The sequence below is a fragment of the Kribbella sp. CA-293567 genome (assembly GCF_027627575.1).
Lineage (GTDB): Bacteria > Actinomycetota > Actinomycetes > Propionibacteriales > Kribbellaceae > Kribbella.
In genome coordinates this window covers 6,261,765-6,277,691 of record NZ_CP114065.1, presented here as the reverse complement: position 1 = coordinate 6,277,691, position 15,927 = coordinate 6,261,765, and the positions used below count along the sequence as shown (strand labels likewise).

The following is a 15,927-nucleotide window of genomic DNA, read 5'->3' as shown; positions in this document are numbered from 1 at the left end:
CCTAGCTGATCTTCAGAGTGCGCCCGCCGCCGGGATCGAAGGCGTGCTGGAAGGTGAACCCGTACGGCGTGGAGCCGTGGTCGTGCAGGTGTTCCAGCTTGGCGACCCCGTCCTGCCAGGTGGGGACCATCTCCTCGGCGACCCACCAGAACACGTGCCCCGGGTGTCCCGTCTTCTCGAACCAGTCGTAGCGCCGGTTGAGCGCCGTGCGGTGCAGACCGGCGTAGACGAAGCCGAAGGCGGATGGCAGATCGGTCCAGAGTGAGAGGGTCGCCGCCAGCGCGATGGTCTCCGCGGTGCGGCCCTTCCGGTACCAGGCCGGAACAGCGAACTCTCCCCATTCGCCCCAGTCCGAGTCGAAATCGGTCTGCGTGCCCAGGCTGCGGTCGGCCGCTTGAGCATGAGCGATGTATCCAGGTTGCCGGCCGACCTCCCCGTAGACGGACCCGCCGCTCGCGTGGAACTCCCGCGTAGCAGGTGCTGGATCGGTGAGAGGCGACTTCAGGACGCCGAACGTGTACAGAGCAAGCTGGGGCATGCGTCTCCTTCGCTGGCTGGACGCCGAACGTCAGAGAAGGTAGCCCGCGCCGCAGGCGCTGTCGAAGTTGCTTTTCCCTTGCTGAAATGGCCTCTCGGACAGGGCGAACTACCTCGCGGCAGTCGCCTCGCGGTTGTACGCCCCGACCACCTCGCGCACATCCCCGTCCATCCGCAGGACGCCCTTGTCCAGCCAGATCGCGCGGTTGCAGGTGTCCAGTACGACGTCCAGGCTGTGGCTGACCAGGAAGACTGTGCCTGCCTCCGACCGCAGGTCCTTGATCTTCTGCTCCGACCGGACCCGGAACTCCGCGTCCCCGGTCGCCAGCGCCTCGTCGACCAGCAGGATGTCGTGGGTCTTCGCCGACGCGATCGCGAACTTCAGCCGCGCCGCCATCCCCGACGAGTAGGTCGACATCGGCAGGTCGATGAAGTCGCCGATGCCGGAGAACTCCACGATCTCGTCGTACCGCGCGGCGATCTCGGCCTGCGACATACCCATCGCCAGGCAGCCGAGGACGACGTTCCGGTCGCCGGTCAGGTCGTTCATCATCGCCGCGTTCACGCCGAGCAGCGACGGCTGCCCGCCGGTGTAGATCGCGCCGGAGGCGGGCGGCAGCAGCCCGGCGATCGCGCGCAGCAGCGTCGACTTGCCGGACCCGTTGCGCCCGATCACGCCGATCGCATCGCCCTTGTACGCCGTGAACGTGACGTCCTTGACCGCGTGCACCTCGCGGATCGTCGGCCGGTCCTGACGCTTCAGGATCCGCCGGAACGCGGTCGCCGCGGTGCCCTTGCCGCCCTGCCCCGCGATCACCTTGTAGATGATGTTGACATGGTCCGCGATCACCGTCGGAATCTGCTCAGCCACGGCCGTACCTGTCTTCCGCGCGCCAGAAGAACACGAACCCGCCGGCCAGTACGACGACCGCCCACCCCGCCGCGATCGGCCACGCGTTCGGCAGCGCGTTGCGCTCGTGGCCGTCCAGCAGGGCGCGGCGGACCAGATCGATGTACGCCGAGATCGGGTTGAGCGCGAGCAGGTGGATCACCCATCCCGGCGCGTCGAGATCGCGGAGCTTGTCGGGGATCGAGAAGAAGATGCCGGAGGCGTAGAGCCAGGTCCGGGTGACGAACGGCAGCAACTGGCTGATGTCTGACACGAAAGTGCCGATCCGGGCGAAGATCAACGTCATACCGAGATTGAACATGGTCTGCAGCAGCAGCGCGGGCACCACCAGGAACCAGCTCCAGCTGAGCCCGTCGGTCACGCCGACCAGGATGAACACGATGCCCATCGAGACGGCCATCTGGTTCAGCTCGTTCAGCACGTAGGCCAGCGGCAGCGTCGCCCGCGGGAAGTGCAGGGTGCGGATCAGCGACATGTTCAGCGCCAGCGCGCGCGACCCCTCGGTCATCGAGCGCTGGGTGTAGGTGAAGACGAACATGCCGCAGATCAGGAAGGCGGCGTAGTTGTCGATGCCGTTCTTCGTGCCCAGCAGGACGCCGAACGCCAGGTAGTAGACCGCCGCGTTCATCAGCGGCGTGAGCACCTGCCAGATCGAGCCGAGCCGCGCGCCGGCGTACATGGAGTAGGTGCGGGCACGGGCGTAGCTGACGATGAACTGCCGGCGTCCCCACAGCTCACGCAGATAGCCGCCGAGTGGAGGTCTCGCGGAGCTTCTGGTCAGGCCATGTCGTGCTGCCAGCGCCGCCAGGTCGGCGTTTTCGGCCGGCCCGGCCGTAGTGGACATGCGAGCAATCTATCGGCCCGGTGCACCGAGCTTCACATCGGCGGGCCGGTCCCTGTCGCGGTGGCCCCGGAACCGCACTAGCGTGGTCGGGTGAAGCAGAGCCGCCCTTCTGATCTGTCCGAGGAAGAGCTCGGATTCCGCATCCGGGGACCAGTGCGCTGGTTGCTGCCGTCCGTGCTCAGCAGTATCGGCATCAAGGCTGTGCTGTCAGGCATCTTCGGCGCGTACGCCGACAAGCGGGAGCTGCAGAGTTCGTTGCCCGCCGACCACTATCAGCACGGCACCGAGGAGTTGTGGTTCGACTTCGTCGCCGATCTGGGGGACGGGTTCGACGCGACGTACACGGTGGCTTCGTTGCTGGCCGCCCCTGAACTCGAGCCGGTCGACGGGTTGCGCCTGCCGCGCGCGTCGCTGCTGGTGATGGGAGGCGACGAGGTCTACCCGGCCGCGTCGTCGACGGCGTACGAGGATCGCACGAAGGGCCCGTACCGCGCCGCCCTGCCGGAGCCGGCCGACCCGCCGACCTTGTTCGCCCTGCCCGGCAATCACGACTGGTACGACGGTCTGACGGCATTCCTGCGCGTCTTCGCCCAGCAGCGCGACGTCGGCGGCTGGAAGACCGAGCAGGGCCGCAGCTACTTCGCGATCAACCTGCCGCAGCGGTGGTGGCTCGTTGCCGTCGACACCCAGTTCAGCGGGTACATCGACGCGCCGCAACTCGACTACTTCCGCAACGCACTCGCCTCGATGCAGAAGGGCGACGCGGTCATCCTCTGTACGCCGACGCCCGCGTGGGTGCACGCCGGCGCCGGTGGCGAAACGCACGAGTACGACACCATTCGCTTCTTCGACCGCGAGATCATCCGGCCGCTCGGCGGGGTCACCCGGGTGATGCTGTCAGGGGACTCGCACCACTACGCCCGGTACGCCGAACGCGACGGCAGCGGTCAGCGCATCACCAGCGGTGGAGGCGGCGCCTTCCTCTCGGCGACCCACCTGCTGCCTTCGTCGCTCACCCTGCCGCCGAAGGTCTCGCGCGTTGCCGACGTCAACGAGGTCGCCACCTTCGACAACCAGCAGACCTATCCCGAGGCGCGCGAGTCGAAACGACTGGCGCGCGGGATCTACAAGCTTCCCTTCCGCAACCCCGGCTTCTGGGGGTTGACGGCCGCGCTGCAAACCGTGTTGGCGCTACTCGTCCAGTTCGGCCTCGCTGCTGAGCCGAACGGCATCTTCGACCTCCTCGCGGCCTGGACCCCGGCCGCCTTCGGGGTTGCGCTCACCGTCGTCGCCGGCGTTCTGTTCTCCCGCTTCGGGCTGGTCCGCAGCGGCTGGGCCGCCGCCTTCGCAGGTTTCCTGCATTCGCTGGCCCATCTGGCCCTGATGATCGCCTGGGCCGCAGTGCTCTTCCGGCTCAGCCAGGACGCGGCCGACTGGATCACGGTGCTGGTCGCCTTGGTGGTGACGCCCGTACTGGTGGGCTTCGTGGACGCCGAACTGGTCGCGGCGTACCTGCTGATCGCGGGGAAGTTCGGCTTCAACATGAACGAGCTGTTCGCCGGGCAGAGCATCGAGGACTACAAGGGATTCCTGCGGATGCACATCAACCGGGCGGGAGATCTGACCATCTATCCGCTGAAGGTGCCCAAGGTCTGCCACGCGTGGAAAGCCGATCCGTCGGGTTCCCCGGAAACCCCATGGCTGATCCCGGACGGGCCGACGTTGCGGGCTGCGCTGATCGAACCGCCGATCGAGGTGCCGCGCGGGACGACGCTGCCGGGGACCGATACGACTGCTGTCCTGTAAGTCTCCCGCGCCTGCTCCGGCGGTCGCTCCCGCGCCTGCTCCGGCGGTCGCTCCTGCGTCGCGCTCACCTCCGCTAGCTCCCACCCACCCTTCAAGCCGGCTCCTCCGTCGCCGAACCTGCGGCGGTCAGCCCGGCGCGGCGTACCTGCGTGGTTGCGCGTGTTGGTGACCAGAGGTCAACGCGTCAAGCCTGCAACTGCAGTGCTGGACCCCGCCGAGAAACGCCTGTCCACGCGCCTCCGTCCGCCGTCCGCCGTCCGCCAACTGAGACTCCTCTTCGGCATCCCGGGAAAAAGTTACCTTTGTCTATCTTCTTACTAAACTTTACCCGGAGGCCTGGACCATGAGCGTGACCGACGAACTGCTTGCCAACGCCGAGCAGTATGCGGCGACCTTCGACAAAGGCGACCTTCCGCTGCCTCCCGCGAAGCACGTCGCGGTGGTTGCCTGCATGGACGCCCGCCTCAACCCCTACGGCCTGCTCGGGCTCGACGAAGGCGACGCCCACGTCATCCGCAACGCCGGCGGCGTCATCACCGCCGACGAGCGCCGCAGCCTCGCGATCAGTCAGCGGCTGCTCGGGACCAAGGAGATCATCCTGATCCACCACACCGACTGCGGCATGCTCACCTTCACCGACGACGAGTTCAAGGCCTCGATCCAGACCGAGACCGGCCTCAAGCCCGACTGGTCCGCCGAGGCCTTCGCCGATCTCGACGAGGACGTCCGCCAGTCGCTCCAGCGCATCGCGGCCGACCCTTTCATCCCCGTGAAGGACTCGGTTCGCGGCTTCGTCTACGAGGTGGAGACCGGCCGTCTCCGCGAGGTGAAGAACTAGTCCGTAACCTGAAACGCCTGTCGAGCTTGTCGCGACAGGCGATTCAGATGGTCAACCTGAAGCTTAAAACTTAGAGATAGGAGTTGCGAATCGACAAAGGCGTGCGGCAGTCGACAAGCTGAAGCGTCCTATTAACGTACGAAGTTGGGGCTGCCTACTCCTCGTTCTCGTCGTCCCACTCTGTCGCTGGAAGTTCAACCTGCACAGTCTGGCTTGATTCCAACCAGCGGTATTCGAAGCCCATTCGGCTGTCAACACTTTCGATGCTGTCGTCGAGCAGTTCATTCTGTGCTGCAATTATGGCTGCCTCGACTGCCGCCTGGTAGGCAGCTTTAAGTCTATCGGTCTTATTCTTGCGTTCGGTCAACTTGAATTCCAGCTTGACCGTCAGAACTTTCGGTACTGCCACTGATTGAACCTCCATCGGAATGTGTGGTGAAACTCATCGCTGAACAATCTGTGCTGGGAACCGTGGCTTGACGCTTGGCCAACTTGCTGCCCATGGCATGCTGTCGCGGCACCGTTGTTGCATTCGAGGCATTTCTGATCTCTCCAAGAGATAGATTTGCTGATCGATTTATCTGCCGAAGCCGGGCTCCCCGCACGACCGTGTATCGCGTCATGAGTCATGAGTGTTACAGCGCATCGCTGTGAAATTCTGCGATGATCGGACGCCACGGAGCTGCCAGCCGACCGGTCAAGCCTTGGGTAGTGCTCTCAAGCGCTTGATGACCAGGCGATAGACCGATCTGGTCGACGTCGCTTCGGTTAACGCTATCGGCGCCAGAGCTGAGCCAATCGTCAACGCACGGGACAGTTATCGAACGGGCCGGCGATCGTCGACGACGATCATCTTCGCTTAACCAGCGCGACAACAACGCTGTACCACTGGCATGTGGACTGGAAGCCTCTGGAGGTGGCTCGTCGCAAGTGTCGCGCTCGAAGTCGTCAGACCTCGACCTTGAACGGGTCGTGGTCGGCGAGGAGTTTGTCGAGGCGGGCCTGGTCCACCCGGTTGGTGACGACCGAGAGTTCCTGGCGGTCGCGGACGACCTTGCACAGCGTCACGGTGGAGGTGACGAGGTACAGCAGGCCGAGGGCGAGGAAGGCGCGGATCCAGCCGGCGGCGGGGAGGTAGACGATCGCGATGGTCATGGCGGTGATCGAGACGCCGAAGGACAGGATCGCCTGGAGGTAGAACGCCTGGGTCTGCGAGGGCTGGATCGGTTTCGTCATGGGTTCATCGTCGGCGCGAGGTGCCGGCCGCCGCATGAGTCGAACTACTCAACGCGGGTGCAGCGAACGCGGCTGCCGGGGTGGTGGCGCGGCAGCGGCGTACCGGGCCCGTACCGTTGGACAGGTGAATACCTTGGCGCGGCGGGTGGACTCCGTCCAGCGGCGGCGTCGGCGACTCGGGTTTCCGCTGGCCGTGGTCTACAAGTTCTTCGACGACCAGGGCAGCTACCTCGCCGTGATCGTCACGTACTACGCGTTCGTGGCGATCTTCCCGCTGCTGCTGATCTCGTCCTCGGTGCTGGGTTTCTTCCTGCAGGGCAACGAGGATCTGCAGAAGGCGGTGCTGGAGTCGGCGCTCAAGGAGTTCCCGATCGTCGGCACCCAGCTCGCCACGCCGCAGGGGCTGGAAGGCAGTACGGGCGCGGTGATCGTCGGAACGCTGACCGCGATCTACGGCATCATCGGGCTCGGCCAGGCCGTGCAGAACGCCGTCAACGTGACCTGGGGGATTCCCCGGAACGGCCGGCTGAACCCGTTCCGTGGCCGGCTTCGGTCCGGCGCGCTGCTGACGCTGGCCGGCGTCACCGTGCTCAGCTTCGCGACCCTCACCGTGCTGGCCGGCAGCCAGGGATCACTTCCCGGCGGGTACGCCGAGGGGATGGGCTGGCTGGTGTCGATCGGCTCCGTGCTGGTCCTGACCGCGATGCTGACCCTGTGCCTGCGTCCCGGCGCCCGGCCGCGCCCGGCGTTGCGCAAGATCCTCCCGGGGGCGTTCTTCACCGCCGTCGGCTGGCACCTGCTCGAACGTCTCGGCGGGATCTACGTCGACCACGTACTGGCCAAGGCCAGCGAGGTGAACGGCGTCTTCGCGCTGACCCTCGGTCTGATCGGTCTGATCTACGCTGCCTCGGTGATCGCGGTGATCGGCGCCGAGCTGAACTCGGTCATCGCCCACCGCCTCTACCCGCGCTCGCTGCTGGCACTCTTCACGGACTCGGCGGTCGACCTCACGCCGGCCGACCATCGCGCGTACGCGATGTACGCGCAGGCGCAACGGCACAAGTCGTCCGAGACGATCGCCGTCACCTTCGAGCATCGCCCGGGCCGCGGCCGCAAGCCCGACCCGGAAGAACCCGCCGACAGCTGACGTGAAGCTGGGTGGGGAAACAGCACCGCGCGACCCGGCGAAGAGCCGGATCGCGCGGGGCCGGGGGCGGGTTACGGGACCCAGTGGTTGTGGGTGGCGGTGATCATCACCTGGAGCTGGATGCTCGCGGCGTAGTAGCTGCTGGTGTCGACGGGCGTGGCCAGCATCTTGTTCCAGAGGGAGTCGAGCCAGGCCTGGCTGCCTGGATCGGTCATGGCGGCGACGGCGAAGGGCGCGAAGTACGACGGGTCGCTGCCGGCGGAGATCTGGGTTCCGTTCAGCTGGTAGCCGATGGCGATGTTGTTGACGTTGCCGCCCGTCTTGGACTTGATCCAGGTGGTGAGTTTGCGGGCCGAGGCGAGGGACTTGGCGTCGCCGCTGGTGACGGCGTCGGCGCCGATGCGCCACGGGTCGCGGCAGGCGTTCCACCAGAAGGCGCCGTCGTTCGGGGCCTCCAGGACCTGGCCGGTGGCCGGCCTCGGGGTGGAGTTCGTGTTGATCACGAAGTCAGGCAGCAGGCCGGTGCCGGAGGCGTAGTTCGCCTGCAGGGAGGTGATGACGTTCTGGTGCGCCGTCCGGATGGTGTCCCAGGCCGAGTTGCCGGTGGCGGCCTTGAAGGCGCGGAAGTGGTCGATCATCCAGTCCGACGTACGGGAGATGTAGTAGTACTGGTCGCCGGAGCTGCTCCAGTCGCCGAGCTTGAGCAGGTTGGTGCTCGGGTTGATCTCGCTGGCCCGGATCGCGTTGATGTGCCTGATCGCGAGCTGCTTGTAGTTGTAGGTACCGGCACTGCCCCACTGCTTGTCGGCCAGCAGCAGGCCGTAGGCGACGTCCATGTCGCCGTCGGTCGCGCTGTCGGAGCCGTTCACGCTCTGGCAGGAGGAGTTCTGCTCAGCGGCCAGCAGGTCGGCGTTGTGCACCGACGGGTGGGCCAGCATGTACTTCGTCAGGCCGTCGAAGATCGTCTTGGCGGCCGGGTCGGCGCCTGCCATCGTGGCGGTGATGACCATGCCGTAGCCCTGCGCCTCGGCGACGTACGGGTGGTCGGCGTCCGGCGAGATGACCTGGTACCAGCCGTTGCCGCAGTTCTGCTTGACGAAGGCGGCCTTCCACTTCTGGTAGTACTCGACCACCTTCTGGTCGAGCGTCGCTTGACTGCCCGACGGCTTGAGCATGCCCGCGGCGTACGGGAACTGGTGGCTGCCGAACGGAACGGCAGGTCCGCCGCCGGTACCGGCCTGGGTGGTCGCGGTGACCGTGTTGCTCGCACCGGAGGTGTTGCCCGCCGCGTCACGGGCCTTGACCGTGTACGTGTAGCTGGTCGACGCGGAGCGGCCGGTGTCGGTGTACGTCGTACCGGTGCCGGTGGTGGCGATCTCGGCCCCGTTGCGGGAGATCACGTAGCCGGTGACGCCGACGTTGTCCGTCGCCGCGCTCCAGGCCAGCGAAACGCTGCTGGAGGTGGTGCCTGTGGCTGCAAGACCGCTCGGAGTACTCGGCGGCGTGGTGTCGCCGGTGCCGCCGTCGCTCGAGCCGTAGACCTCCAGGTCGTAGAGCGAGTAGCCGTACGTCGTACCGCGGGCGGTGCCGTAGACGCGGACGTACCGGCCGCTGCCCGACACGGTGAGGTCGTCGATCGCGCCGTTGCCGGTCGTGGTCGAGTAGACGTCGGTCCAGCCCGTCGAGCCGTCGGCCGAGGTCTGGATCTTGTACGTCTTGCCGTAGGCGGCTTCCCAGTTCAGCTTGACCCGCGTGATGTTCGCGGCCGCGCCGAGGTCGACCCGGATCCACTCCGGGTCGTGGGCCTCGGTACTGGCCCACCGGGTGGCGGAGTTGCCGTCGACGGCCTTCGATGCCTCGAAGCCACTGCCTTCGATCGACGACGCGGTTGCGGGTTTCCCCTGGGACAGCAGGGTTTCGACGGCAGCGGCGGCCGGCGAATCCATCCTGGCCAGAGCAGTGGTGGCGAACAGGGCGGTGGCAACCGCGGCAGCGGTCAGCCCTCGAAGTAGGTACGACATCAGCGGTGTCCTCCGGGCGGTGGCGGTGAAAGGAGCTGCAGCTGCCTTGACCGTTAGGAAACCTTCCTAACGATTAGCTGAAGGTAAAGCCCCGCTCGAAGGAGTGCAAGACCTCGACGCAGTGATAACCGGTTCGAATGAGTGCGCGCTCAGCAGACCAGGCGTGCGCGGAGGGTGTCGAAGGTTCGGGTAGAGAGGCCGGCTTGGGTCAAGTAGGGGAAGGAGCCGCCGTACTGGGTGTCGAGGTGGCGCAGGATCGCGGTGAGGGAGGCGGGGCGGGTGTCGTGGTACTCGATCATCCGCGGATGGAGGGATTCGTCGGGTTCGGCGGCCAGTTGTTCGGCGAGCATGCCGGCCAGGCGGGACTGGGTGAGGGCGTAGTCGGCGACTATCTCGGGTTCGGGGACGCCGGCGATGAGGAGGGCCAGGGCGACCAGTACGCCGGTGCGGTCCTTGCCGCCGTAGCAGTGGACGATCACGGGGCCGGGTGGGGCTTCGGCGATGGCGTGGAGGGCTTCGGCGAAGCGGGTGGGGTGGCGGTCGAGCATCTGGGTGCAGGCGCCGACGATGGTGGTGTGGTTCTGGGGGTCGGCCGGGTCCAGCAACGGGATGTTCAGGGTGATCGGGTCGGTCGGTGGTGAACGGAGTGGGGTGGGTGGAGATCTCGGGCTGGGAGCGGAGATCGATGACGCGGCTCACGCCGGTACGCCGTACGGTCTCGACGCCTTCGGGAGTGAGGAACTGCAGGCAGTCGGAGCGAATCAGCGCGCCCGTCCGGATCGTGCCGCCGTCCGAAGTCGGGAGCCCGCCAAGGTCGCGGGCGTTGCGGCAGGCAGGCCAGTCGAGATGGCGGTCGACGGTCACCGGGCCTCCGGGGGTCCTGAAGTTCGAGTGCGTCGAATGTACCGGTGCTTCGGCTGGCGTAGTCATGAATATTTACGTGCGAAAATGTTGATTTGTGTGGTTAAATGATGGGGAGTTCACCGCAGGGCTCGAAGGCACCTCGATGGGAGAATCTGGACATGACATGGCTGGTGACTGGCGGGGCCGGGTACATCGGAGCGCACGTGGTGCGCGCCTTCCAGGCTGACGGGATCGACGTCGCGGTGATCGATGACCTGTCCAGCGGCAAGGCCGAGTTCCTGCTGGACGGCGTACCGTTCACGCACGCGAACCTGCTGGACGCCGACGCCACCCGGCGCGCGCTCGAAGGCGTGACCGGCGTGGTGCACCTGGGTGGTTTCAAGTACGCCGGCGTCTCGGTCGAGCGCCCGCTGCACACCTACACCCAGAACGTGACCGCGATGATTTCGTTGCTCGAGGCAATGGCCGAGCAGGGCGTCGGCAACATCGTCTTCTCCTCCAGCGCCGGCGTCTACGGTACGCCGAAGGACGAGGTCGTCACCGAGCAGACCACCCCGGCGCCGGAGAGCCCGTACGGCGAGACGAAGCTGATCGGCGAATGGCTGCTGCGAGATCAAGCCAAGGCGACCGCGCTCAACCACACCTCGCTGCGCTACTTCAACGTCGTCGGCTCGGGTGACCCTTCGGTCTACGACGCCAGCCCGTACAACCTGTTCCCGATCGTCTGCAACCTGCTGACCCAGGGCAAGGTCCCGCAGATCTACGGCACCGACCACCCGACCCCGGACGGCACCTCGGTCAAGGACTACGTGCACGTCGCCGACCTCGCCCGCGCCCATGTCGCCGCGGCGCGGATCCTCAACCAGGGCAAGGCTCTGGAGCCGGTCTACAACCTCGGCAGCGGAACCGGTACGTCGGTGCGCGAGATCATGGACGCCGCCCGTCGCGTCACCGGCATCGACTTCACCCCCACCGAAGGCCCTCGCCGCCCGGGCGATCCGTCCCGCGTGGTCGCCTCCGGTGAGCTCGCCGCCCGCGACCTGGAGTGGAAGAACACCCACACCGTCGACGAGATGTTCGCGACCGCGTGGGAGGCCTGGCCGAAGCCCTAGCTGTTCAGCGTCTCCGCGACCAGGGCGCCGACCTGGTCGAGCTCGATCAGGAAGCCGTCGTGGCCGTAGGGGGACTTGATCAGGTGCAGTGGACCGGTGTCCGGGCGGGCGTCGATCAGTTCGCTGGACAGGCGGCTCGGGTAGAGGCGGTCGGAGTCGACGGCGGCGACGACGAGGCGCGATCTCAAGCCCTGCAAGGCAGTTGCCAGACCACCACGGTCACGGCCGATGTCATGACTGTTCATCGCCCGCGTCAGGACGACGTACGAGCCGGGGTCGAAACGGGCGGACAGCTTGCCGGCGTGATGGTCGAGATAGGACTCGACGGCGAATCGCCCGTCGCCCTGCGGCGTACGGCCGAAGCGGGTGGCGAGCTCGTACTCCGAGCGGTAGGTCACGTGCGCGATCCGGCGCGCGATGCCGAGGCCGCCCACGGGCGCCGTCCCGGTGCCGTAGTAGTCGCCGCCCTGCCAGGCCGGGTCCTGCTCGATCGCCGCGAGCTGTGGCGAGCACCAGGCGATCTGCTCGGCGGACGCGTAGCCGGTCGATGCGAGGACGATCGCCGTACCGACGCGGTCCGGGTGGAGCAGAGGCCACTCGATCGCTCGCATGCCGCCCATCGAGCCACCGATCACGGCGGCCCAACGGTCGATCCCGAGATGATCGGTGAGGGCCGCCTCGGCGGCCACCTGGTCCCGGATCGTGATCGCGGGAAACCGGCTGCCCCAGGCCTTGCCGTCGGGGGCGGGGGACGACGGGCCGGTGGTGCCCTGGCAGCCGCCCAGAACGTTCGCCGCGACGACGAACCAGTCGGCGGGGTCGACGTACCGGCCGGTGCCGATCAGGCCGTCCCACCAGCCCGGGGTCGGTTGCCCGGGGCCGGTGGGACCGACCACATGTGCGTCCCCGGTGAGGGCATGGCAGATGAGGACGGCGTTGTCCCGGGCGGCGTTCAGCCGTCCCCAGGTCTCGTACGCCACCTGTACTGCGGGCAGTCGCGCGCCGGACTCGAGCGTCAGGTCACCGATCGGTGCGAAGAGCCGGTCGGCCACCGGGTCTCCGGGGCGCCAGCCGCCGAATGCGTGATCAGGACCGCCCGCTCCCCGCGCACCGGCCACCTGACCTGGTGCGTGAGGAGCTCCCGGCGTGCTGCCGGGACTGGCCGCCTCCCCGCCGATGTCCCGCCCCCGGGCATCGACGGTCGAGGCAGTCGGGCGATCCTGGGTCATCGGGCGGTCAGGCGGACTTGGCGGCGGCGAAACCGACCTCGAGGTCGGCCAGGATGTCGTCGATGTGCTCCAGGCCGACGGCCAGCCGGACGAGTCCGGGGGTGACGCCGGAAGCGAGCTGGTCCTCGGCGGACAGCTGGCTGTGCGTCGTCGAAGCGGGGTGGATCACCAGCGACCGGACGTCGCCGATGTTGGCGACGTGGCTGTGCAGCTGCAGCGCGTCCACGAACCGCTTGCCCGCGTCGACACCACCCTTGATCTCGAACGCGACCACGGCACCTGCGCCCCGCGGCGTGTACTTCTGCGCGAGCTCGTGGTACCGGCTGGACGGCAGGCTGGCGTAGGCGACGCTGTCGACCTCGTCGCGGGCCTCCAGCCACTGCGCGACCTTGAGCGCGTTGTCCAGGTGACGCTCGATCCGCAGCGACAAGGTCTCCAGGCCCTGGGAGATGAGGAACGCGTTGAACGGAGACACCGCAGTACCGAGGTCACGCAGCCACTGCACCCGCGCCTTGAGGATGTAGGCGAGGTTGCCGAGGTCGGAGCCGACGCCGAGCGCGGTCGCGTAGGTGAGGCCGTGGTAGCTGTCGTCCGGCTGGTTGAAGCCGGGGAACCGCTCCGGGTTCCGCGCGTAGTCGAACTTGCCGGAGTCCACGATCACGCCGGCGATCGCCGTACCGTGGCCGCCCAGGTACTTCGTCGCCGAGTGCACGACGACGTCGGCGCCGTGCTCGAGCGGGCGCAGCACGTACGGCGTGGCGACGGTGTTGTCGACGACCAGCGGTACGCCGTACTCGTGGGCGACGCCGGCGATGCCCTCGATGTCGAGGATCTCGCTCTTCGGGTTCGCGATCGTCTCGCCGAAGAACGCCTTGGTGTTCGGCTTGATCGCGGCCTTCCAGGACTCCAGGTCGCTCGGGTCCTCGACGAAGCTGACCTCGATGCCGAGCTTGGGGAAGGTGTAGTGGAACAGGTTGTAGGTGCCGCCGTACAGGCTCGGGCTGCTGACCACGTGGTCGCCGGCCTCGGCGATGTTGAGCAGGGCGAGCGAGGTGGCGGCCTGACCGGACGACACCAGCAGCGCCGCGGTGCCGCCTTCCAGGCTGGCGATCCGCTGCTCGACGGCGTCCTGGGTCGGGTTCTGGATCCGGGTGTAGATGTTCCCGAACTCCTGCAGCCCGAACAGGCTGGCGGCGTGATCGGTGCTGTCGAAGGTGTACGACGTGGTCTGGTAGATCGGCAGCGCCCGCGCCTTGGTGGTCGGGTCGGAGGTCTGGCCGGCGTGGATCTGCCGGGTCTCGAACGACCAGCTGGGGGTGTTCTCGGTCATGCGACGGTCCTGTTCTCGGGTACGACGGCACGCCGACCCGCCCGTGGGCGATCGGCCGAAGCCTGATGACGTGAAGGGTTTCAGCTCACAACAGGTGCTAGCGGCAACAACACTCGGTCATGGCAGCTCCTGGAGTCCCGGGGCTGCCGCTGACGGACCGCCCTCATGGAAAAAACGATAACGTCACTAGACATTCACCCCGGGTCATCGTCCACATGCTGAACAGCCGGTCCAGACGCGTCGAGCTGGAACGCGGGCCCGCAACTTTGCCCGTGCCCGGCGCATCAGATGGGGGAGACACGATCCGGAGGAGTCGAGCGTGCGGCGTAGCGGGGATTTTCTGGGGTTGGCCGGATTGCTGGTCGCGGCGGTGCCGTCCTCGCATTCCGCGGCGGCGACCGGTCAGGCGACGAGTTGGCGAGCGGCGTGGCTGACAGCGATGCAGCGGCCGAATGCCAATCCGAACTGGTCGCGGCAGGGATTCGCCGACCAGTCGGTGCGGCAGATCGTCAGGCTGACCGCGGGTGGCGCGAAGCTCCGGATCCGGCTCAGCAACCAGTACGGCGACCGGCCGCTCAGGGTGACCGGCGCGACCGTGGCCAGGGCCGCTGAGGGCGCTGGTGTCGAGTCTGGATCAACGCGGGCGGTGAAGTTCGGGGGAGCCGGGGCGGTGAGTGTTGCGGTCGGGGCGCAGGTTGCCAGCGACGCCATCGCTTTGCCTGCGATGGGTAGTGGTGTGCGGTTGGCCGTGACTTTGTATTTCGCGGAGGCCACGGGGCCGGCGACCTTTCACGAGTACGGCGCGATCGGGGCGTCGTACCGGGCGGCTGGTGATCAGCGGGAGGACGCCAGCGGAGCGGCGTACCGGGAGAGTGGGGGTGGTTGGTACTTCCTGGCGGGGGTGGACACCGTTGCATCGGGTGAGGGCGGGGTGGTGGCTTTTGGTGACTCCGTGACGAACGGTTATCGCACCACACCTGGTCGGCGCTACCCCGATTTGCTGGCAGGGCGACTCGCGGCGGCTGGTCGGCCGATGCCGGTACTCAACGCTGGACTCGGCGGCAATCGTCTACTGACCGACTCGGCCTGCTCCGGCGAACGCGGCCTGGCCCGCTTCGCACGCGACGTACTCGACCAGCCCGGCATCACCACCGCGATCGTCCTGATCGGCGTTAACGACATCGGCTCGACGGAAGTCCCGGCAATCACCTCCGCCCAACTGATCGCCGGCTACCGCACCTTGATCCAGGAGGCCCACTCCCGAGGCATCCGCATCATCGGCGTCACCATCCCACCGTTCCGTGGCGCCACGGCGCACACCGCCCGCAGCGAACAGCTCTGGACCACGGTCAACACGTGGATCCGCACCAGCGGCGAGTTCGACGCAACCGCCGACTTCGCAAGCTCCCTGGCCGACCCCGCCGACCCGACCCGCCTGAGTCCTGGGTACGACAGCGGCGACCACTTGCACCCCAACGCCCTTGGCTATCGCGCAATGGCAGACACCCTGGACCTCGCGACACTCTAAGCGTGCATAACGACAGGCAGTAGTCCCCTTCTCGGGTGCAACGGGCTGTTTGCTGAGCGGGGGCTGACTGTGGGAATGGCGCTACTGCCTGTCGTTGTGCACGTACCGGGCAGACCTAGATGCTGCTCCGGCCGGGCGCGTGTCGTTCAGGCGGCTTCGATCGACAGGTCCGTGATCAGGTCGTCTTTGGTGGCGAAGGTGAACGCGAACGTCAACGGGCTCCCGGGGAACTGACCGGCGCCCGAGGCGACGAGCCGATTGTTCTCGAACGAGATCGGCGTGGTCACGATCTTGGGCTCGATCAGGTGACTTTGGATCCACTCGCGGATCTCGGCTCCGCTGGTGTAGGTCTTCCCGTCGTCGAACACGGTCGCTGGGTCGCTGAAGACCGCCAGCAGCGCCTCCGTGTCGTGGGCGTTGGCGGCTGCGACGAAGTTCTCGATGGCCTTCGGGAGAATGATGCTCATGATCGTGTCCTTTTCTGGTTGGTGATCTGGCGTTGGGGTCAACGCAGCTCGCTCAGTC

At 67.0% G+C, this 15,927-nt stretch carries 15 protein-coding genes and 1 pseudogene; 5 read left to right on the top strand and 11 right to left on the bottom strand.

What is annotated here, in order from left to right; all coding sequences use genetic code 11:
* Nucleotide 1: 1 nt before the first annotated feature.
* The 3 genes from OX958_RS29065 to OX958_RS29055 form a co-directional block, all read right to left on the bottom strand.
* Entirely contained in the window at nt 2–538 is a 537-nt protein-coding gene (locus OX958_RS29065) for a DUF3291 domain-containing protein (RefSeq protein WP_270133123.1), read from the bottom strand.
* A gap of 108 nt (nt 539–646) precedes the next feature.
* A complete protein-coding gene (locus tag OX958_RS29060) occupies nt 647–1,408 on the bottom strand; it encodes an ABC transporter ATP-binding protein (protein ID WP_270133121.1) in 762 nt (253 codons plus the stop codon).
* Nucleotides 1,401–2,291, bottom strand: coding sequence for an ABC transporter permease (locus tag OX958_RS29055; protein WP_270133119.1), 891 nt, complete (start codon nt 2,289–2,291; stop codon nt 1,401–1,403). Before OX958_RS29055 ends, OX958_RS29060 begins: the two co-directional genes overlap by 8 nt.
* 90 nt (nt 2,292–2,381) lie before the next feature.
* Between OX958_RS29055 and OX958_RS29050 the strand changes: the two genes are divergently transcribed.
* Nucleotides 2,382–4,097 (top strand): metallophosphoesterase, encoded by a 1,716-nt coding sequence (locus OX958_RS29050; RefSeq protein WP_270133117.1) that lies wholly within the window; start codon nt 2,382–2,384, stop codon nt 4,095–4,097.
* A gap of 343 nt (nt 4,098–4,440) precedes the next feature.
* Complete coding sequence (locus OX958_RS29045; RefSeq protein ID WP_270133115.1) at nt 4,441–4,935, top strand: beta-class carbonic anhydrase; 495 nt, start codon at nt 4,441–4,443, stop codon at nt 4,933–4,935.
* Nucleotides 4,936–5,089: 154 nt separating this feature from the next.
* Here OX958_RS29045 and OX958_RS29040 read toward each other — a convergent pair whose 3' ends face one another.
* A complete protein-coding gene (locus tag OX958_RS29040) occupies nt 5,090–5,344 on the bottom strand; it encodes a hypothetical protein (RefSeq protein WP_270133113.1) in 255 nt (84 codons plus the stop codon).
* 539 nt (nt 5,345–5,883) lie between these two features.
* Nucleotides 5,884–6,171 (bottom strand): YiaA/YiaB family inner membrane protein, encoded by a 288-nt coding sequence (locus OX958_RS29035; RefSeq protein WP_270133111.1) that lies wholly within the window; start codon nt 6,169–6,171, stop codon nt 5,884–5,886.
* A gap of 124 nt (nt 6,172–6,295) precedes the next feature.
* Here OX958_RS29035 and OX958_RS29030 point away from each other — a divergent pair, with 124 nt between their 5' ends.
* Nucleotides 6,296–7,318, top strand: a complete 1,023-nt coding sequence (locus OX958_RS29030) for a YihY/virulence factor BrkB family protein (RefSeq protein WP_270133109.1) — start codon at nt 6,296–6,298, stop codon at nt 7,316–7,318.
* A gap of 71 nt (nt 7,319–7,389) precedes the next feature.
* On the opposite strand, the gene OX958_RS29025 is transcribed toward OX958_RS29030, so the two are convergent.
* The 3 genes and pseudogenes from OX958_RS29025 to OX958_RS29015 all read right to left on the bottom strand — a co-directional run.
* Nucleotides 7,390–9,339, bottom strand: coding sequence for a glycosyl hydrolase family 8 (locus OX958_RS29025; protein WP_270133107.1), 1,950 nt, complete (start codon nt 9,337–9,339; stop codon nt 7,390–7,392).
* Between the two features lie 149 nt (nt 9,340–9,488).
* Nucleotides 9,489–9,944: a tyrosine-protein phosphatase gene (locus tag OX958_RS29020; protein ID WP_270133105.1), complete on the bottom strand. Its 456-nt coding sequence runs from the start codon at nt 9,942–9,944 to the stop codon at nt 9,489–9,491.
* Between the two features lie 61 nt (nt 9,945–10,005).
* Nucleotides 10,006–10,269: pseudogene (locus tag OX958_RS29015) on the bottom strand (tyrosine-protein phosphatase); the annotation flags it as partial.
* Between the two features lie 92 nt (nt 10,270–10,361).
* On the opposite strand from OX958_RS29015, the gene galE reads away from it, so the two are divergent.
* Nucleotides 10,362–11,315: a UDP-glucose 4-epimerase GalE gene (galE, locus tag OX958_RS29010; RefSeq protein WP_270133104.1), complete on the top strand. Its 954-nt coding sequence runs from the start codon at nt 10,362–10,364 to the stop codon at nt 11,313–11,315.
* Here the strand turns inward: galE and metX are convergent.
* Both metX and OX958_RS29000 read right to left on the bottom strand, forming a co-directional pair.
* Nucleotides 11,312–12,367: a homoserine O-acetyltransferase MetX gene (gene metX / locus OX958_RS29005; protein ID WP_270133101.1), complete on the bottom strand. Its 1,056-nt coding sequence runs from the start codon at nt 12,365–12,367 to the stop codon at nt 11,312–11,314. The genes galE and metX overlap by 4 nt on opposite strands.
* 184 nt (nt 12,368–12,551) lie before the next feature.
* A complete protein-coding gene (locus OX958_RS29000) occupies nt 12,552–13,874 on the bottom strand; it encodes a bifunctional o-acetylhomoserine/o-acetylserine sulfhydrylase (protein WP_270133100.1) in 1,323 nt (440 codons plus the stop codon).
* A 319-nt stretch (nt 13,875–14,193) separates the two neighbouring features.
* Here OX958_RS29000 and OX958_RS28995 point away from each other — a divergent pair, with 319 nt between their 5' ends.
* Nucleotides 14,194–15,402 carry an SGNH/GDSL hydrolase family protein gene (locus OX958_RS28995; protein ID WP_270133098.1) on the top strand — a complete coding sequence of 403 codons (1,209 nt, stop codon included), beginning with the start codon at nt 14,194–14,196 and terminating at the stop codon, nt 15,400–15,402.
* Between the two features lie 146 nt (nt 15,403–15,548).
* On the opposite strand, the gene OX958_RS28990 is transcribed toward OX958_RS28995, so the two are convergent.
* A complete protein-coding gene (locus OX958_RS28990; RefSeq protein ID WP_270133097.1) occupies nt 15,549–15,869 on the bottom strand; it encodes a nuclear transport factor 2 family protein in 321 nt (106 codons plus the stop codon).
* Nucleotides 15,870–15,927 lie beyond the last annotated feature (58 nt).